This window comes from Sphingobium limneticum (genome assembly GCF_008710155.1).
GTDB classification, from domain to species: Bacteria; Pseudomonadota; Alphaproteobacteria; order Sphingomonadales; family Sphingomonadaceae; genus Sphingobium; species Sphingobium limneticum.
In genome coordinates this window covers 119,245-136,433 of record NZ_VYPZ01000007.1, presented here as the reverse complement: position 1 = coordinate 136,433, position 17,189 = coordinate 119,245, and the positions used below count along the sequence as shown (strand labels likewise).

17 protein-coding genes are annotated in these 17,189 nt (G+C 63.6%); 10 read left to right on the top strand and 7 right to left on the bottom strand.

The window, feature by feature from the left end:
- Positions 1 to 30: 30 nt before the first annotated feature.
- The gene (locus F4U94_RS11000; RefSeq protein ID WP_120252165.1) at positions 31 to 921 is read right to left on the bottom strand and encodes a tyrosine recombinase XerC; all 891 of its coding nucleotides are present in this window, start codon (positions 919 to 921) and stop codon (positions 31 to 33) included.
- 589 nt (positions 922 to 1,510) lie between these two features.
- On the opposite strand from F4U94_RS11000, the gene F4U94_RS10995 reads away from it, so the two are divergent.
- The 5 genes from F4U94_RS10995 to F4U94_RS10975 are packed head-to-tail and all read left to right on the top strand — an operon-like array spanning position 1,511 to position 5,693.
- Positions 1,511 to 2,389, top strand: coding sequence for an MBL fold metallo-hydrolase (locus tag F4U94_RS10995; RefSeq protein ID WP_120252164.1), 879 nt, complete (start codon positions 1,511 to 1,513; stop codon positions 2,387 to 2,389).
- On the top strand, positions 2,386 to 3,105 hold the full coding sequence (locus F4U94_RS10990; RefSeq protein ID WP_120250818.1) for a DUF4230 domain-containing protein: 720 nt from the start codon (positions 2,386 to 2,388) through the stop codon (positions 3,103 to 3,105). The genes F4U94_RS10995 and F4U94_RS10990 overlap by 4 nt, the downstream gene beginning before the upstream one ends.
- 45 nt (positions 3,106 to 3,150) lie before the next feature.
- Positions 3,151 to 4,140, top strand: a complete 990-nt coding sequence (gene nadA / locus F4U94_RS10985; RefSeq protein ID WP_120250817.1) for a quinolinate synthase NadA — start codon at positions 3,151 to 3,153, stop codon at positions 4,138 to 4,140.
- A 1-nt stretch (position 4,141) separates the two neighbouring features.
- A complete protein-coding gene (nadC, locus tag F4U94_RS10980; RefSeq protein WP_120252163.1) occupies positions 4,142 to 4,993 on the top strand; it encodes a carboxylating nicotinate-nucleotide diphosphorylase in 852 nt (283 codons plus the stop codon).
- Complete coding sequence (locus F4U94_RS10975; RefSeq protein WP_120250816.1) at positions 4,986 to 5,693, top strand: ribonuclease T2 family protein; 708 nt, start codon at positions 4,986 to 4,988, stop codon at positions 5,691 to 5,693. The genes nadC and F4U94_RS10975 overlap by 8 nt, the downstream gene beginning before the upstream one ends.
- On the opposite strand, the gene F4U94_RS10970 is transcribed toward F4U94_RS10975, so the two are convergent.
- Together F4U94_RS10970 and F4U94_RS10965 are read right to left on the bottom strand one after the other, a co-directional pair.
- Positions 5,694 to 6,116, bottom strand: a complete 423-nt coding sequence (locus F4U94_RS10970; protein ID WP_120250815.1) for a DUF4112 domain-containing protein — start codon at positions 6,114 to 6,116, stop codon at positions 5,694 to 5,696.
- 22 nt (positions 6,117 to 6,138) lie between these two features.
- On the bottom strand, positions 6,139 to 7,629 hold the full coding sequence (locus F4U94_RS10965) for an ABC transporter substrate-binding protein (RefSeq protein ID WP_120250814.1): 1,491 nt from the start codon (positions 7,627 to 7,629) through the stop codon (positions 6,139 to 6,141).
- Between the two features lie 251 nt (positions 7,630 to 7,880).
- Between F4U94_RS10965 and F4U94_RS10960 the strand changes: the two genes are divergently transcribed.
- On the top strand, positions 7,881 to 9,287 hold the full coding sequence (locus F4U94_RS10960; RefSeq protein WP_120250813.1) for a porin: 1,407 nt from the start codon (positions 7,881 to 7,883) through the stop codon (positions 9,285 to 9,287).
- Between the two features lie 207 nt (positions 9,288 to 9,494).
- Here the strand turns inward: F4U94_RS10960 and rplL are convergent, their stop codons facing one another.
- The gene (gene rplL, locus F4U94_RS10955; RefSeq protein WP_120250812.1) at positions 9,495 to 9,869 is read right to left on the bottom strand and encodes a 50S ribosomal protein L7/L12; all 375 of its coding nucleotides are present in this window, start codon (positions 9,867 to 9,869) and stop codon (positions 9,495 to 9,497) included.
- A gap of 68 nt (positions 9,870 to 9,937) precedes the next feature.
- Positions 9,938 to 10,453 (bottom strand): 50S ribosomal protein L10, encoded by a 516-nt coding sequence (gene rplJ / locus F4U94_RS10950; protein WP_120250811.1) that lies wholly within the window; start codon positions 10,451 to 10,453, stop codon positions 9,938 to 9,940.
- 398 nt (positions 10,454 to 10,851) lie between these two features.
- Here rplJ and F4U94_RS10945 point away from each other — a divergent pair, with 398 nt between their 5' ends.
- Positions 10,852 to 11,334 (top strand): hypothetical protein, encoded by a 483-nt coding sequence (locus tag F4U94_RS10945; protein WP_120250810.1) that lies wholly within the window; start codon positions 10,852 to 10,854, stop codon positions 11,332 to 11,334.
- A 26-nt stretch (positions 11,335 to 11,360) separates the two neighbouring features.
- On the opposite strand, the gene F4U94_RS10940 is transcribed toward F4U94_RS10945, so the two are convergent.
- Entirely contained in the window at positions 11,361 to 13,466 is a 2,106-nt protein-coding gene (locus tag F4U94_RS10940; RefSeq protein ID WP_120250809.1) for a RelA/SpoT family protein, read from the bottom strand.
- 110 nt (positions 13,467 to 13,576) lie between these two features.
- Here F4U94_RS10940 and F4U94_RS10935 point away from each other — a divergent pair, with 110 nt between their 5' ends.
- The 3 genes from F4U94_RS10935 to F4U94_RS10925 all read left to right on the top strand — a co-directional run bounded on the left by F4U94_RS10935 (position 13,577) and on the right by F4U94_RS10925 (position 16,149).
- Positions 13,577 to 14,059: a winged helix-turn-helix transcriptional regulator gene (locus F4U94_RS10935; RefSeq protein ID WP_120250808.1), complete on the top strand. Its 483-nt coding sequence runs from the start codon at positions 13,577 to 13,579 to the stop codon at positions 14,057 to 14,059.
- A 180-nt stretch (positions 14,060 to 14,239) separates the two neighbouring features.
- On the top strand, positions 14,240 to 15,352 hold the full coding sequence (locus F4U94_RS10930; RefSeq protein ID WP_120250807.1) for a sensor histidine kinase: 1,113 nt from the start codon (positions 14,240 to 14,242) through the stop codon (positions 15,350 to 15,352).
- Positions 15,349 to 16,149 carry a LytR/AlgR family response regulator transcription factor gene (locus F4U94_RS10925; protein WP_120250806.1) on the top strand — a complete coding sequence of 267 codons (801 nt, stop codon included), beginning with the start codon at positions 15,349 to 15,351 and terminating at the stop codon, positions 16,147 to 16,149. Before F4U94_RS10930 ends, F4U94_RS10925 begins: the two co-directional genes overlap by 4 nt.
- Positions 16,150 to 16,337: 188 nt before the next feature.
- On the opposite strand, the gene F4U94_RS10920 is transcribed toward F4U94_RS10925, so the two are convergent.
- On the bottom strand, positions 16,338 to 17,069 hold the full coding sequence (locus F4U94_RS10920; RefSeq protein ID WP_120250805.1) for an SDR family oxidoreductase: 732 nt from the start codon (positions 17,067 to 17,069) through the stop codon (positions 16,338 to 16,340).
- Between the last annotated feature and the right edge of the window lie 120 nt (positions 17,070 to 17,189).

Sequence of the window (17,189 nt, the reverse complement as noted above, 5' to 3'; positions counted from 1 at the left end):
TCCTGCGATTGCGGCCGATATAAGGCGATTTCAGGCGCGCGGGTGGGCGTTGCGGTAGATGTCGAGCAGATGGGCGGCATCGACCTGCGTGTAGATTTGGGTCGAGGACAGGCTGGCATGGCCTAGCAGTTCCTGAAGGGAGCGCAGGTCCGCGCCGCGGCCGAGCAGATGGGTCGCGAAACTATGGCGTAGCGCATGCGGCGTGGTGCGGTCCGACAGGCCGAGGCGCCCGCGCGCGCCCTGCACTGCGCGGCGGATCAGCGCGGGGGAAAGCGGCCCTCCGCGCGCACCCCGGAACAAAGGCTCGTCTCGGGCCGGCGGATAGGGGCAGAGGTCGAGATAGGCGGTGATCGCGTCGCGCACCTGCGGCAGCAAGGGCACGATGCGGGTCTTGTTCCGCTTGCCGGTGACGCGCAGCGTATCGGCCAGCGGCAAAATGTCGCCGTTCAGGCCCATCGCCTCCCCGATGCGCAGGCCCGCGCCATAGAGCAGCAACAGCACCGCCCAGTCGCGTGCGCCGATCCAGCCGTCGCGGGCGGTTTCGGCGATATCCTGCGCCAGCGCGATCGCTTCGTCGGGGGAGATGGGGCGGGGTAGGCCACGCTTGACCCGTGGGCCTTTGAGATGCGGCACGCGGGCATCGTCGCCGCCGACGAAATTCAGGAAACCGCGCACGGCGGACAGTTCACGCGCGGCGGACAGGTTGCCGATGCCGTCGGCGCGGCGGCTGGACAGGAAAGCGCGCAGGTCGGCCTGATCGAGGCTGGCGAGCATGGTGGCGGTGACGGCTTCCCCGCGATGCTCCGCGAGGAAGGCGATCAACCGCTCCGCCGTGGCGATATAGGCGCGCACGGTGTGGGTGGAACGGCGCCGATCAAGCGCGAGATGCTGGCGCCAGCGTTCGGGGAGGGCAGCGCTCATGTTGGAAAAGCCGCGCTTAACTTCGCACATTTCCCCCTGAATGCGACATTTTGGAACAGGAGTTGGACATATTGTTGCGAGGTGGGCGAGGGTGAGGAGGGGTGCGGCGTCGGCATGGGGGAAGCATAGCAGAGAGGGGCGGAGTAGGACAGTTGAACGGCGGGTAGGGGTAGCTAGCGGAATGGCTGCTTGCCTTAACCCTCTCCCGTTTTTCACGGGAGAGGGTTGGGTGAGGGCCTTTTTCTTGCTGGCAGAGAGTGCTTGGTCAGAAAGAAAAAAAAGACCCTCACCGACTGCGACTAGGCAGCAGGCTGCCAAGTCTTCGTTGCCTCTCCCGCGAAGGCGGGAGAGGGTCAAAGGGGCGTTCGACTTTGGTCGATTGCAGTCATACCCTCTTTCGTCATGCCGGGCTTGACCCGGCATCCCGCTTCTCTCGCGGTACGCTGCGTCCAGAAAAGCGGGGCCCCGGATCAAGTCCGGGGTGACGACCAAGCTAAGTCTCGCTTTTGCTGTTTCAAGACATGCCGCCTCGGCGATTGCCCCGCCGCCCACCCTTGAAATCCGCGCGTAAATGGGCACATGGGTGGGCATGGCACCTCCCTTCGATCCGGCCGACCTGCCGACCGGCGTCATGATGGCGCTCAGCCCTCTGGTTCATCGCGTGCTGGCGCCCAATCCGTCGCCTTTCACCTATACGGGCACGCAGACCTATATCGTCGGCGCGCAGGCGGTGGCGGTGATCGACCCGGGGCCGGACGATGCCGATCATCTGGCGGCGCTGACCGCCGCGATTGCGGGGCGGCCGGTGGTGGCGATATTATGCACCCATACCCATCGCGACCATAGCCCCGCCGCGCGGCCGTTGAGCGACCTGACCGGCGCGCCGGTCATCGGTTGCGCGCCGCTGACGCTGGACGATGACGGGCCGCGCGCGGATGCGGCTTTCGACGCCGATTATCGGCCAACCCAAGTGCTGGCCGATGGCGATCAGGTAAGTGGTCCGGGATGGACGTTGGCGGCGGTGGCGACACCGGGCCATACGTCCAACCATCTATGTTTCGCCCTGCTGGAGGAAAAGGCGCTGTTCAGCGGCGATCATGTGATGGGCTGGTCCACCAGCGTCATTTCGCCGCCCGATGGCGACATGACCGATTATATGCGGTCCATGCAGTTGCTGCTGGGCCGCGACGATGTCGTCTATTACCCGGCCCATGGCGAGCCGATCGAGAATCCGCAGCGGTTGGTGCGCGGGATGATGGGGCATCGCAAGCAGCGGGAGGGGCAGATATTGCGCTTCCTCGAACGCAATGGCGACAGCGCCATCCCGGACATGGTGGCGGAGATGTACAAGGGCGTCGATCCGCGCCTGCATGGCGCCGCCGGACGATCGGTGCTGGCGCATCTGATCGACCTGGGCGGTCGGGGACTGGCCGAACCCACCGGGGACGGTCGATGGCAGATGCGTTGACAGGCGCATTGAAACGCTATGCCGGGCCGATCGGCGCCGCGTTGCTGATCCTGTTCGTGGGCGCGGCGATGCTGGTCGGCTGGCAGCGCTATAATCGCGACTATGTCGTGGCGGTGGAGGATGACGGGTCGGCGGTGACGAAGATCATCGCCGAAAAGATCGCCGGCACCAGCGACCTGCGCGTGTCGCGGCTGAACGGTGTGGTCCAGAGTACGGCGCAGGATGTGCGCGGCTTTGGCTGGCTGAAATCCGACCAGGTGGTGAAGATGCCCTATTCGGTCGACTATTTCATCGACCTGTCGGGCCTGACCGCGCGCGATCTGGAATGGGATGCAAAGAGCCGGACGCTGATCGTGAACGCGCCGGACGTGAAGCCGGACAAGGCCAATGTGGACGAAGCGCGCCGGACTTTGGTGCGCACCAGCGGCATGTTCGTCACGCGCGAGGCGGGCGAGGCATTGAGCCGCAAGGCGTCCGCCCATGCGCAGGCGCGGGCGGAAGCCTCCGCCCGGTCGCCCGAACGCATGGCACAGGCGCGCGAATATGGACGCAATGCGACGGCCAGGCTGATGAGTGCGCCGCTGGCCGCGATGGGTTTTGGCGATGCGCGGGTGATCGTGACCTTCCCGTCGGAGCGCAGGGCGGATCATCGCGAGCAATGGGACGTCACCACACCGATCAACGAGGTACTGGCAAACCGGAGACAGGCCCGCTAGGGCGCGCGGTAAGCCCGCTTTGCAGGGACGCAGGAGTTACAGGGTATGAACGCTTTCACCGGGATTCCGCAGGGCACCGACCTGCGTGCTGAAATCGAGCGGTTGCGCAAGGAGCGCAATGCCGTGATCCTTGGCCATTATTATCAGTCGCCCGAAATTCAGGATCTGTCCGATTTCGTCGGCGATAGCCTGGAACTGTCGCGCAAGGCGGCGGAGACGGACGCCGACGTCATCGCTTTCTGCGGCGTGCGCTTCATGGCGGAAACGGCCAAGATCCTGTCGCCGGACAAGATCGTCGTGCTGCCGGACATGGACGCCGGTTGCAGCCTGGAAGACAGCTGCCCGCCGGCCCAGTTCAAAGCGTTTCGCGAGGCGCATCCCGATCATATTGCGCTCAGCTACATCAACTGTTCGGCCGAGGTGAAGGCGCTGTCCGACATCATCGTGACGTCTTCGTCCGCTGAAAAGATTCTGGCGCAGATCCCTAAGGATCAGAAGATCATCTTCGGCCCCGACAAGCATCTGGGCGGGTACCTCAAGCGCAAGCTGGGCCGCGACATGCTGTTGTGGCCGGGCGTGTGCATCGTGCATGAGGCGTTCAGCGAGACGGAGTTGCTGAAGCTGAAGGCCGTCCACCCCGATGCGCCGATCGCCGCGCACCCCGAATGTCCGCCCTATATCGTCGATCATGCCGATTATGTCGGGTCGACCAGCGGCATCCTGGACTTTGCCAAGACGATGCCCGGCGACACGCTGATCGTGGCGACCGAACCGCATATCATCCACCAGATGCAGAAGTCCGTGCCGGACAAGAATTTCATCGGGGCGCCCGGTGCGGACGGCAACTGCAACTGCAACATCTGCCCCTATATGGCGCTCAACACGATGGAGAAGCTGTATCTGTCGCTCCGCGACTTGCAGCCGCGCATCGAAATGGACGAGACGCTGCGGTTGCAGGCGAAGAAGAGTCTGGACCGGATGCTGGAAATGGCCAGCGGCACGGTAGGGCAGGGCGATGTGGGCGCGCGGCCCTGACATGACCGCCTTCTCCCTACCCGGTTTCGACCTTGATGCTTTCGTGGCGGCCACGCTGGCCGAAGATCTTGGCCCCGATGGGCGCGATGTGACCAGTGAGGCGGTGATCCCTGCCGATGCGGTGTTCGACGGGGTGATGGACAGCCGGGACGATGTGACGCTGGCGGGGTTGCCGATCGCGGTAGCGTTCTTCCGGGCGCTGGATCCGGAGGTCGAGATCGAACTGCTGCATCGCGATGGCGATCGGGTGACGGCCGGGACCGACATCCTGCGCATCCGGGGCAAGGCGCGGGCGATGCTGACGGCGGAGCGGTCCGCGCTCAATACGGTGCAGCATCTGACCGGCATCGCGACGATGACGCGGGCCTATGTCGATGCGATCCTGGGGACCGGCGCGACCTTGCTCGACACACGCAAGACTATTCCGGGGCTTCGGGTGCTGGAAAAATATGCCACGCGGCAGGGCGGCGCGACCAATCATCGCATGGGCCTGTGGGATGCGGCGATGATCAAGGACAATCATGTCGCCGTCGCCGGATCGGTCGACGAAGCGGTGCGCCGCGCGGCGGCGGCGGGCGTCGAGCGGATCATCGTCGAGGTCGACCGGGTGGACCAGATCGAGCCGGCGCTGGCCGCTGGCGCCACCCATTTGCTGCTCGACAATATGGATGCGCCGACGCTGCGCGGGGCCGTGACGCTGATCGGTGGGCGGGTGCCGACCGAATCCTCGGGCGGGGTCACGCTGGACACGATTCGCGCCAAGGCGGAAACGGGCGTCACCTATATCAGCGTCGGCCGACTGACCCAGTCGGCGCCGGCGGCCGACATCGGACTGGATTTCGCTTATGCTTAAAATGCTGCTGCCCCTCATCGCGATCGCCATGCCGGGCGTGGCCATGGCACAGGCCAATCAGTGCCGCCTGCCGGAAGTGATCGCGCGGCCGAAGATCGAGGGGCCGACGGCCGATGATCCCAAGCGGGTGCTGCCGATCGGCTATTATACGCTCGCCGTCAGCTGGGCGCCGCAATATTGCAAGACGTCGCGGGGCGGTGCGCGCGATGCGTTCCAGTGCCAGTCGGGCAATGATTTCGCCTTCACCCTGCATGGGTTGTGGCCGGACGGCTATGGGCAGGAATGGCCGCAATATTGCAAGGCTTCGGGTGTCCTGCCGCGTAAGGTGGTCCGCGATCACCTCTGTTCGACGCCGTCGGTGCAGCTGATCCAGCATGAATGGGAAAAGCACGGCACCTGCATGCCGACCAATCCGACCAAATTCTTCGCCCTGTCGCGCAAGCTTTATCAGGGGCTGCGCTATCCCGACATGGCGGCGCTGGCTGCGCGGCCGACCTTGTCGGCGCGGGATTTCGCGCAGGCCTTTGCAGCGGAGAATAAGGGGATGGTCGCGGACGGCATTCGCCTGAACGTGACGCGCGACGGCGCGCTCAGCGAAGTGTGGATCTGCATGAACCGCAACTATCGCTACATCAGCTGCCCGCCGCAGCAGGGCGGGGTGAAGGACCGGGCGCAGTTGCGGATCGAACCGAAGGCCTGATTATGCGTCGATCGTCACCGTCGCGGGATGGTGGCGATCGAGATGCTTGCGGATGATGCGCAGATTCTTGGTGTTCGACTTGTAGAGAAAGTCGAACAGGTCGCCGGCGAAGGGAATGGCGCCGATCACCGTATCCACGCCGACATTGGCGGCCATGCGGGTGATCTGCCATTTCGACATGCCAAGGTTCCGGGCTTCCCACACGATCCAGGCGCCCATGGCGGCGGTGGCAAGATCGCCCACCACCGGGACCAGCCCGACCAGACTGTCGAGGCCCACGCGATATTTGGTGCCCGGAATGACGAACAGCCCTTCCAGCACCGCCTCCATCGCTTCGATCCGACGGCGGATCGAGGCGGGGTCGCGGCCGAAACCGGGCATTTCGCGCGCGATACGGTCGAACTGGTCCTGGGAAATCGCCATCTGAAAATTCTCCTCGGCCCCCTTAATTGGTGGTGCGCAAGAGATGGTTCAATGGGTGGCGCGCGCGGGCGGATAATTGGAAGCCGGTGAGGCGCTTCGACACCAGCGACCAGCGCACCGGCGCCCCCAGAGGGATATAGCCGTTGTGGCCGACCATCTGCGCCTCCGCCTCGGCGATGCGGGCGACCCGTTCGTCCATGGTCGGGGCCAGGCTGGCAGCGTGAAGCTGCGCATCGGCGGCATCGCTGCAATGGATTTTCCGCGCGCAACCGATACGGCCCAGATACCAGAGCGCGCTGTCATAGGCGGCGACTTCATCGACCAGCCGCAGATCGGCTTCGGCGGTGAGCGCCACGCGCCGGATGGGCAGGCCGATGGTGGCGAGGTCGCGGCGCAGCATGCCGAACAATAAGGTGGCACCGGGGCCGCGTGGTAGGGCGATGCGCAGCGGCGGCGGCGCACGGTTATCGGCGCGCCAGCGGGTGACGCTGGCCCCGGCCTGCGCGCGCCGCTGGTCGAGCGGCAGCCCCGCCCAGTCGGGATCGGTGGGCGCGCGGCCAAGGTCCATCTGATCGGGCAGCAGCCGCTCGCTGGTCGCCCAGCCGCCCAGTGGGAAGAGGGCGGGCAGCTGGCTGCGGTCGATGCTCATGTTAATCGCGGCGCGGATGGCCGGATCGTCCAGCAGCTTGCCCTGACCGGTGACCGCAAGGCCGAGCAGGCCGTTGACCGGATCGACCCGGACGCTGTTCCGGTCGACACCGGCCGGCACCAGCAGCGGCAGGTCGGTAAAGCGGCCACCCAGCACCAGCGCGGCATCCCTTTCCCGGAAGCGGATGATCGCCAGCGCAGCACGTTCGGCGCGCAGAACCAGCGTTTGGGAAGGGGATGGCGGTTCGTCGGGGTCGTCACCGGTCGTGCGGTCCACGGGCGTCAGATAAGAGGCGTTGCCCTTGGTCGCGCGGCGATAGGGGCCGGTGCCGCCGTCGCGCGACAGCACGGCCATCTGCGGCTGAGCCAGCATTTGCAGCACATAAGGGCGCGGGGCGGTCAGGCGGATTTCGATCACTTCGCCGGTCATCGGCACGACCGACTGCACCACATCGAGCGGACCGTCCGGGTCGAGCCGGCGCAGCGATTCGATTCGCGCCATCAGCATGCGGGCGACATCGGGGGCGGTGACGCGCGCGCCATTGGCCCAGAAAGCGCGGCGCAGGCGGAAAATATAGGATCGCCCGTCATCCTCCACGATCCAGCGCTGTGCCAGCGCGGGCAGGATTTCCCCGCTGGCGTCGAAGGCGACCAGCCCTTGTGCCGTCGCCTCCAATATCAGCTTGGCGCCAGGGTCGGGCAGATGGAGCAGCGGTTTCGCGAAATCGTCTTTATCGCCCAGTACGCTCACGACGACCGGCCCCTTGCCCTCGTCCGAACAGCCGCTTGCGAGCAGGGCCAGCCCCGCTCCGGCGACCAGCGTGGCGCGGCGGCAAGACCGGGCGAAGGGGGTGAAGATGAACATGCTGATCGAAGGCTTAGAGCATTTGGGGGGCAGGTGGAAACACCCGAAGGGCAGGAAGACGCGCCCATCGCGATAAGCCAGCGATGACGGACCTCCCGCTGCCATGCACCCGCGACGCTTCTCGACCATTCCTCCACCGCTGTCATCAAAGTGAGATGTAAATGTCATTTTCACGTCATCAAACTGACATAATGCTCCGCCGCATTCGGATCGGAGGCGGGGCCATGACAGGATCAAGATGGAAAGGCGCGATGCTGGCGGTAAGCCTGATCGCCCTGATGCCGGAGGTGGCGCAGGCGCAGAGCAACGCCGCGTTGCAGCAGCAGATAGACGAGTTGAAGGCGCAGGTGCAGGCGCTCACGTCCGCGCTGGCCGCCAGCAGGAATGCGCCGGCGCCAGGTCCGACGCCCGGTCCTGCGGCCGCACCGGTGGCTGGCGAGGGCGCGTCCTCCGCTCTGGCCGCGACGTCCACGCCGCCTGCCGCCGCGCCGGTCGCCGTCGCGGCATCGGCGCCATCGCCCAAGTCGAAGGCCTGGTACGAAAAGCTGTCGCTGCGCGGCTATACTCAGATGCGCTACAACGCCTTCCTGTCCGGCGACGATAGCGCACCGGCGGGCGTATCGCGCCTGCGGTCCGTCCATGACAGTGCGATTTCCGATCGTGGCGGCTTTTCGCTGCGTCGGGCGCGGCTGGTGTTGCAGGGCGATGTGTCCGATCGCGTATCGCTCTATTTCCAATCCGATTTCGCGACGGCGGTGAACAATCAGGCCGGCAGCGAACGGCGCGAGGGCTATGTCCAGTTGCGCGATGCCTATGCCGACATCTTCATCGACAAGGACAAGAATTTCCGCCTGCGCCTGGGCCAGTCCAAAGTGCCCTATGGCTGGGAGAATATGCAGTCCTCGTCCAATCGCCTGACGCTGGACCGAAGCGACGCGATCAACAGCGCGGTGCCCAGCGAGCGCGATCTGGGCGTCATCGCTTATTATACGCCGCCGTCGGTGCAGAAGATCTGGGACCGGCTGGGGGATGACGGGCAAAAGCTGTTCGGCAATTACGGCGCCTTCGGCGTCGGCGTGTTCAACGGTCAGGGTATCAACCGGACCGAGCAGAACCGGGGATTGATGAAGGTCGCCTTTGCCACATGGCCTTTCGACCTGGGCGGGCAGGTGGTCGAAATCGGCGGGTCGGCGATGTTGAACGATGTCCAGCCCGAATTGCGCAGCGGATCCATCAGCCCGGTTGCCTACAAGGATAATCGCGTCGGCCTGCACGCGATGCTCTATCCGCAGCCCTTCGGCATCCAGGTCGAATGGAATTGGGGCAAGGGGCCGGAATATGACTTGGCCAGCCAATCGATCGACACCAAGAAGCTGAGCGGTGGCTATGTCCAGATGATGTACCGCCTGCCCACCGATACGGTCGGTACGTTGATCCCCTATGGTCGCTGGCAGCGCTATCGCGGCGGATGGAAGGCATCGACCAGCGCGCCGCGACTGGAAACCGATGAACTCGAACTGGGTGTCGAGTGGCAGATATGGAAGGCGCTGGAATGGACGCTGGCCTATGCCCGGATGAAGCGGAGCGAGGCGGACGAGCGGCGCGTGGGCCGGGCCGAAGGTAGCCTGATCCGTACGCAGGTGCAGTGGAATTATTGATCGGAAGCGGGGGCGGTTCGGCCTTATGCGTCCTCTCCTGTGAAGACGGGAGAGGGCCAAGGATAGCGTCCCACACCCGAAGCCGGCACTTTACGCCCCGATGCGGCGCCCACGAAGAAGGGGCGGCAACCCGAAGGTGCCGCCCCTGTTTCTCCGGCTGAAACCGGATCGGTGTGCCCCGACGCTTTCGCACCGGGGCCAGTCCGATTACTTCAGCTCGACGGTCGCGCCGGCTTCTTCAAGCTGCTTCTTCAGCTTGTCGGCTTCGTCCTTGTTCACGCCTTCCTTGACAGCCTTGGGAGCGCCTTCGACCAGAGCCTTGGCTTCGGTCAGGCCCAGGCCGGTGATGGCGCGGACTTCCTTGATGACGTTGATCTTCTTGCCACCGTCGCCGGTCAGGATCACGTCGAATTCGGTCTGCTCTTCAGCAGCCGGTGCAGCGGCGGCAGCGGCCGGGCCGGCAACGGCGACGGCAGCAGCGGCGCTAACGCCCCACTTTTCTTCCAGAGCCTTCGACAGTTCGGCGGCTTCGAGGACGGTGAGGGCCGAGAGCTGGTCGACCAGAGCGTTGATGTCTGCCATGATATATTTCCTTTTTTGGGGCGAAATGCCCCGTCAGATGAGGGTCAAAAAAACAGGTCGGGAACGACTTACGCCGCTTCCTTCTCCGCATAGGCGTTGAAGACGCGCGCAAGCTGCGCAGCCGGTGCCTGGGTGACGGTTGCGAGCTTGGTAGCCGGGGCGACCAGAAGGCCGACCAGCTTCGCACGCAGTTCATCCAGCGACGGCATCGATGCGAGCGCCTTGACGCCCTCTGCATCGAGCAGCACTTCACCCATCGCGCCGCCAACGATCTCAAGCTTGTCGTTGGTCTTGGCGAAATCGATCGCAACCTTGGCGGCTGCAACCGGGTCGACCGAGGTGGCCAGACCAACCGGGCCGGTGAGCAGGTCGCTCAGGCCGGTGTAGCTGGTGCCATCAAGGGCGATACGGGCGAGGCGGTTCTTCGTAACCTTGTAGGTCGCGCCGGCTTCGCGCATCTTCTGGCGCAGGACGGTCGACTGTGCGACGGTCATGCCGAGGTTGCGGGTCACGACGACCACGCCAACTTCGTTCAGTTCTGCGTTCAGCGCGGAAACGACATCAGCTTTCTGATTACGATCCATGCCATTACTCCACTTCATGTTCGCTTCGCCCGGAAGGTCCAAGCGAACGGCTAAAACCCGCAAGCCTGTTGGGCGCGCGGGGCACTAAGTCCGAAAGGGGAGAGATCGACCGGCCATGTCCCCTCAAAGGAACAGGCAGACCCGAATCGGGTGCATGACCCGTTCGGTAAAGAACTTTTCCCCGTCTAGGCTGGGCATTAAGAAGGGCATATTCCCTTCACCAACTGTCTCGGACGGAAGATCGGCGGGGTTCAGCCACCGATCTGCTGGCGCGCCATTAGGGGAAATGGACGGCGATGTCACGCGGTTTCTGTTCGTTGCGCAGGCGCGCGCGATGGAGGATAGCGAGCTATCATGCCATATCGAACGGGCATGGGGGGTATAGACAGGGAGAAGTTATGAAATTGCGACGTGCAGCGAAGCTGGTGGTTGCAGTCTTGGCTGTTGGCGTTGGTGCGACGGCGGGGCAGGCCGGTCTTTATCAGGATGATTTGAGCCGTTGTCTGGTTTCCGCGGCAAAGCCCGAGGACAGGACGATGTTGCTGCGCTGGGTTTTTGCCGCGATGGCCTCCAATCCCAAGATCAAGGATATGTCGCAGGTATCTGCCGATCAGGCCAAGTCCTTGAGCGTCAACGCGGCTGGCCTGATGCAGCGTTTGATGCTGACGGATTGCCATCGGCAGACGGTCGAGGCGATCAAATATGAAGGTGCTGGTGCGATCCAGCAGGCGTTCGGCACATTGGGGCAGATCGCCATGGCTGACCTGATGCGGGAAGATGCCTCCAACGCCTATATGTCCGATCTCACCAACCATCTGGACAAGCCGCAGTGGGAGGCGTTGATGGCGGAAGCGGGCGTGAAGGCGCCGGCGCAGAAATAGGCCATGCCGTTCAGGCGGTTCGGTATCTAGACCCGGTCCGCCTGCACCACCACGTCGATCGCCCGCAACGCCGACAATATGCGGTTCAAATGCTGCGCGTCCGCCACTTCCAGGTCGATGATGTCGGTGTGGAAGGGGCCTTCGCGGTTGACCAGTTGCAGGTTGAGGATGTTCGCCTTGGTCGCGCCGAAGACGTTGGCGACGGCGGCCAGCGCGCCCGGCTGGTTTTTGACGATGACGGAGAGGCGGGCGGTCCCACCCTTCGACTTGCTGTCCCACGACAGGTCGACCCAGTCGTCGTCCTGATCCACCTCCAGCGAGCGGCAGTCGATCGTGTGCACCTCGATCGGTTCGCCGGTGCGGCGCACGCCCACGATCCGGTCGCCCGGCACGGGGTGGCAGCAATCGGACAGATTATAGGCGATGCCGGGCGTCAGGCCGCGGATCGAGACGGGTTCGTGCTGGCGCGGATGCGCTTCGGCCATGCCTTCATGCGAGGTGGAGCCGGGGACCAGCGCCTCCATCACTTCGCTGTCGAGCAGGCGGTGGGTCGCGATCGCCACCATCAGCCCGGCGCGATCCTCCAGCTTCAGACGTTTCAACGCGGCGGTCAGCGCCTTGTCGCCCAGTTCCTTCGCCAGGTCTGGGGAGAAGCGGCCCACGATCTCGTCATAGAGCTTTTCGCCCAGCTTGATTTCCTCGCCCCGCTGTTTCTGGCGGATGTAGCGGCGGATGGCGGCGCGGGCCTTGCCGGTGATGGCGAAGGTCAGCCAGCCGGGCTGCGGTTCCTGCCCTTCGGATTTCAGGATTTCGACCTGATCGCCATTTTCAAGGTTGGTGCGCAGCGGCACGACGCGGCCGTTGACCTTGGCCCCGACCGTCTGGTTGCCGAGCGAGGTGTGGACCGCATAGGCGAAGTCCACCGGGGTCGACCCCTTGGGCATCTGATGCAGCTCACCCTTGGGCGAGAAGGCGAAGATGCGGTCCTGATACATGGCCATGCGGGTATGTTCGAGCAGCTCGTCCGCATCCTGGCTCTGCTCCAGGATTTCGACCAGGTCGCGCAGCCAGGCGGCATGATGGTCGGTGGCGTCGCCCTTCTGCTTGTAGGCCCAATGCGCCGCCAGGCCGAGTTCGGCGTCATTATGCATGTCGCGGCTGCGAATCTGCACCTCGATCCGGGCATTGTCCTGATGGATGACCGTGGTGTGCAGCGACTGATAGCCGTTGCGCTTGGGCGTGGAGATATAATCCTTGAACCGGCCGGGCACCATCTTGAACGTCTGGTGGATGATGCCGAGCGCGCGGTAGCAGTCTTCATGGCTGTCGGTGATGACGCGGAAGGCCATGACGTCGGTCAGCTGTTCGAAGCTGATATGCCGTTCCTGCATCTTGCGGAAGATGGAATAGGGGTGCTTCTCGCGGCCCGAAACACTGACCGACATGCCCTTGCCCGCCAGCAGTAGTTGCAGTTCGGCGCCGATCCGGTCGACCTTGTCATGGCCGCCTTCCTTCAACTGCTCCAGCCGCTTGGTGATGCTGGCATAGGCTTCCGGCTCGATCTCGCGGAAGGAGAGCAGCTGCATTTCGCGCATGAAATCATACATGCCGATCCGCTCCGCCAGCGGGGCATAGATATCCATCGTCTCCTTGGCGATGCGGCGGCGCTTGTCGGGATTCTTGATGAAGTGAAGCGTGCGCATATTGTGCAGCCGGTCGGCCAGCTTCACCAGCAACACGCGGATATCGTCCGACATGGCGAGCAGGAATTTGCGGAGATTTTCCGCGGCCCGCTCATTTTCGGACATGGCCTCGATCTTGCTGAGCTTGGTCACGCCATCGACCATGCGCGCGACATCCTTGCCGAACGCGCTTTCGATCTCCTCATAAGTGACGAGCGTATCTTCGATCGTGTCGTGCAGCAGCGCGGTCACGATCGTCTGGTCGTCCAGATTGAAGTCGGTGAGAATCCCCGCCACCTCGATCGGGTGGCTGAAATAGGGGTCGCCGCTGGCGCGCTTTTGGCTGCCATGCTTCTGGACCGAAAAGACGTAGGCGCGGTTGATCATCGCTTCGTCCGCATCCGGATCGTAGCGCTTTACCCGTTCGACAAGTTCATATTGACGCAGCATCGTTGCCCGATTGTGTGAGAACGGGCTTGCGGTGCAACAAAAAAATCCCATTTGAATGAATAAGGCGGCGATTTTGCAACGCCTGTGACTTTACGCTATGCGTTAGGGCCATGAAACATAACCTTGCTCAGGATCTGGAACAATGCGCGCTGCCCAGCGCACTGGAGATGATGGGCGAACGCTGGTCGTTCCTCATCCTGCGCGGCGCATTGTCGGGCATCCGCCATTTCGAAGAGTTTCAATCGACCCTGGGCATCGCGCGCAACATATTGGCCAACCGGCTCGCCCGGCTGGTCGAAAATGGCATTTTGGTGCGCGAACCGATGCAGTGCGACCGGCGGAAGGTCGAATATCGGCTGACCGAAAAGGGGCAGGGGCTTGCCCCCGCCATGATCGCGCTGCGCCAGTGGGGCGAAAAATGGGGATGCGGCACGCCCGCCTGCCAGGTGCTGGCGGACAAGCGCGATGGCCATCCGATCCGGCCGATCGGCATATTGGCGCATGACGGGCGCACATTGGAACTGGCCGATCTGGTCTGGCTGTGCACTGACGAGGTGACGCCGATGACCGAGGAGCCGGCTGTCGCGGCCTGAGGGGGATAGAAGCTGACTTTGCTGTCAGCCCTTCCGTTCAAGGGAGGGGCTTGATATTGTGTTCCCACGCAAAACATTGTCCGGCGTGCCACTGCGCAGGGTGCAGCCCTCAGGCCGATCCGACCACCCGGACGCAAAGCATCTTTGACCGGGCGCACAAATGGCTTAAGTCTGGACGCAATGTCCGTCACCGTCCCCCGCATCAAGCCGCAGCCCTTTTTCGCTGACAAGAATCGCGCTTTCTGGAACCTCCAGTCGCTGGGATGGGCCGGGGCTTTCCTGTTGCGCGGATCGTCCACCATCGCCAATGGCCAGCCGCTTTCCAGCCTGGTGCCGGTGCTGATCTCCACCGTCTCGGGCTATTCGGTGACGCTGCTGATCGCGGTGATGTTCCGCTTTCTGGTGAAGAAGCGGCCGATCATCACCTGGGGCGTGTCGATCGTGACCGTGGTGTTCGCAGCGGGGCTGGTCGCGTTCATCGACGCCTGGGTCTTTTCGACGCAAAATCGGGCGAGCGAGACGGCGGGGCTGCAACTGTTCCTGGGCGCCTTCTATCTGTCGATGACGCTGCTCGGCGCCTGGTCCTCGCTTTATTATGCGATCAACTTCTACCTGACGGTGGAGGAGCAGGCGGATCAGCTGTTGCGGCTGGAGAATCAGGCGGCGAACGCGCAGCTGGCGATGCTGCGGTACCAGCTGAACCCGCATTTCCTGTTCAACACGCTCAACAGCATCTCCACGCTGGTGCTGCTCAAACAGACCGACCGGGCCAATGCGATGCTATCGCGCCTGTCGTCCTTCCTGCGCTATACGCTGATCAATGAGCCGACCGCGCAGGTGACGATCGAGCAGGAGATAGAGACGTTGAAGCTCTATCTGGAGATCGAGAAGATGCGGTTCGAGGATCGGTTGCGCCCGGTCTTCACCATCGATCCGGCCGTCGCCCATGCGCGCTTGCCATCCCTCCTGCTCCAGCCTCTGGTCGAAAATGCGATCAAATATGCGGTGACGCCCAAGGAAGAAGGGGCCGAAATCGCGGTTACGGCGCAGCCTGCCGGGGATAACGTCCGGATCGTCGTATCGGACAGCGGGCCGGGATTGAACGAAGGCGGAATGAAGCCGCACATTCCCATGAGCGAGGGGACCGGAGTGGGCCTGCCGAACATCCGGGACCGATTAATTCAGGCCTTCGGGGAACGACAGAGCTTCGAAACGCGTTCCACGCCGGGCGGATTTTCGGTCATCATCGAATTTCCGCTTAACATGGATGAAACATCGAAAGTGGCCGCATGACCATCAGAACAATCCTCGTCGATGACGAAAGCCTGGCCATTCAAGGGCTCCAGCTGCGTCTGCAAGCGCATGAGGATGTCGAAATTATCGAAACCTGCAACAACGGCCGCGAAGCCATCCGCGCGATCAAGACGCATAAACCCGACCTTGTGTTCCTCGATATTCAGATGCCCGGCTTCGACGGCTTTTCCGTCGTCCAGGGGCTGATGGAAGTGGAGCCGCCGCTCGTCATCTTCTGCACCGCCTATAGCGACCATGCGATCCGCGCGTTCGAGGCGCAGGCGGTCGATTATCTGATGAAGCCGGTGGACGAAGGGCGCCTGGCCGACGCGCTGGACCGCGTGCGCCAGCGACTGAACGAAAAGCGACAGGTGCAGGAAGTCGAGAAACTGCGCGAAGTGCTGGCCGAAGTCGCGCCGCAGGCGATGAGCGATTTCGTGACCGACGATGATTCGCCAGCGTCCAACCGATTCGAGAAACTGATCAACATCAAGGATCGCGGGCAGATTTTCCGCGTGGATGTGGATTCGATCGAGCGGATCGACGCGGCGGGCGATTATATGTGCATCTACACCGCCGACAATTCACTGATCCTGCGGGAAACGATGAAGGATCTGGAAAAGCGGCTGGACCCGCGCAATTTCCAGCGCGTGCATCGGTCCACCATCGTGAACCTGAGCCAGGTGCGGCAAGTCAAGCCCCACACCAACGGCGAATGTTTCCTGGTGCTGGAAAGCGGCGCGCAGGTGAAGGTCAGCCGGTCGTACCGCGACGTGGTGGCGCGGTTCGTCCATTGACATAAGCCGATCGGCATTCCCGCGTAGGCGGGAATGCCCCTTTTCTATGGTTCGATCCAAGACGCGACAGCTTGTTTCTGAGGAAGCGTTCCCCGGCGCAGGCCGGGGCCCAGTTCAGACCGTGGAACTGGGCCCCGGCCTGCGCCGGGGAACATAGAGGCAAAGCTTCTTATCGTCGCTTGTCGGTATCAATCCATCGTCCGCACCGGGCGCACGATCAGTTCGTTGACGTCCACATCATCGGGCTGTTCCACCGCATAGGCGATGGCGCGGGCGATCGCGTCCGGGGTGAGGGCGATGGCGCGGAAATCCTGCATCGCGGCGGCGGCGCCCGCTTCGGTGATGGTGCCGGCCAGTTCGGATTCCACCACGCCCGGCGACACCACGGTCACGCGGATATCGTCATGTTCCATGCGCAACCCGTCGGAAATGGCGCGCACCGCATATTTGGTGGCGCTGTAGACGCCGCAGGTCGGCCAGACGCGATAGCCGCCGATCGACGAGATGTTGACGAAATGGCCGCTGCGCTGCGCCTTGAACCGGGGCAGGGCAGCCGCGATGCCGTGCAGCACGCCGCGGATGTTGACGTCGATCATCCGGTCCCATTCATCGACCTTCAGACTGTCGAAGCGCGATAGCGGCATCAGCCCGGCATTGTTCACCAGCACATCGATGCGGCCGAATTCGGCCTCGGTCGTGGCGATGAAGGCTTCCACATCGGCGCGGTCGGTGACGTCGAGCGCGCGGAAGGCGACCGTGCCGCCGGCCGCGTTGAGTTCGTCGGCAAGGCTGGCCAGCCGGTCGGTGCGCCGCGCGCCCAGCATCAGCTTCGCGCCGCGCGCCGCCAGCAGCCGCGCCGTGCCTTCACCAATGCCGCTGCTGGCGCCGGTGATTGCGATGACCTTGTTGTCGATTGCCATATCCTGTCTCCCGATTGGGCGGATCGACCGTCGATCCGATGACCCATGGATGGGCCATCATGGGGCGGAGGCGGTAGAATGGGCTTGCGCGATGCTTGCACGATTTTCCAGATATGGGGT

Excerpts from the sequence above, each read along its gene's own strand:
- F4U94_RS11000 (WP_120252165.1), bottom strand. The coding sequence starts at position 921 with ATGAGCGCTGCCCTCCCCGAACGCTGGCGCCAGCATCTCGCGCTTGAT.
- F4U94_RS10995 (WP_120252164.1), top strand. The coding sequence starts at position 1,511 with ATGGCACCTCCCTTCGATCCGGCCGACCTGCCGACCGGCGTCATGATG.
- nadA (WP_120250817.1), top strand. The coding sequence starts at position 3,151 with ATGAACGCTTTCACCGGGATTCCGCAGGGCACCGACCTGCGTGCTGAA.
- nadC (WP_120252163.1), top strand. The coding sequence starts at position 4,142 with ATGACCGCCTTCTCCCTACCCGGTTTCGACCTTGATGCTTTCGTGGCG.
- F4U94_RS10975 (WP_120250816.1), top strand. The coding sequence starts at position 4,986 with ATGCTTAAAATGCTGCTGCCCCTCATCGCGATCGCCATGCCGGGCGTG.
- F4U94_RS10970 (WP_120250815.1), bottom strand. The coding sequence starts at position 6,116 with ATGGCGATTTCCCAGGACCAGTTCGACCGTATCGCGCGCGAAATGCCC.
- F4U94_RS10965 (WP_120250814.1), bottom strand. The coding sequence starts at position 7,629 with ATGTTCATCTTCACCCCCTTCGCCCGGTCTTGCCGCCGCGCCACGCTG.
- F4U94_RS10960 (WP_120250813.1), top strand. The coding sequence starts at position 7,881 with ATGCTGGCGGTAAGCCTGATCGCCCTGATGCCGGAGGTGGCGCAGGCG.
- rplL (WP_120250812.1), bottom strand. The coding sequence starts at position 9,869 with ATGGCAGACATCAACGCTCTGGTCGACCAGCTCTCGGCCCTCACCGTC.
- rplJ (WP_120250811.1), bottom strand. The coding sequence starts at position 10,453 with ATGGATCGTAATCAGAAAGCTGATGTCGTTTCCGCGCTGAACGCAGAA.
- F4U94_RS10945 (WP_120250810.1), top strand. The coding sequence starts at position 10,852 with ATGAAATTGCGACGTGCAGCGAAGCTGGTGGTTGCAGTCTTGGCTGTT.
- F4U94_RS10940 (WP_120250809.1), bottom strand. The coding sequence starts at position 13,466 with ATGCTGCGTCAATATGAACTTGTCGAACGGGTAAAGCGCTACGATCCG.
- F4U94_RS10935 (WP_120250808.1), top strand. The coding sequence starts at position 13,577 with ATGAAACATAACCTTGCTCAGGATCTGGAACAATGCGCGCTGCCCAGC.
- F4U94_RS10930 (WP_120250807.1), top strand. The coding sequence starts at position 14,240 with ATGTCCGTCACCGTCCCCCGCATCAAGCCGCAGCCCTTTTTCGCTGAC.
- F4U94_RS10925 (WP_120250806.1), top strand. The coding sequence starts at position 15,349 with ATGACCATCAGAACAATCCTCGTCGATGACGAAAGCCTGGCCATTCAA.
- F4U94_RS10920 (WP_120250805.1), bottom strand. The coding sequence starts at position 17,069 with ATGGCAATCGACAACAAGGTCATCGCAATCACCGGCGCCAGCAGCGGC.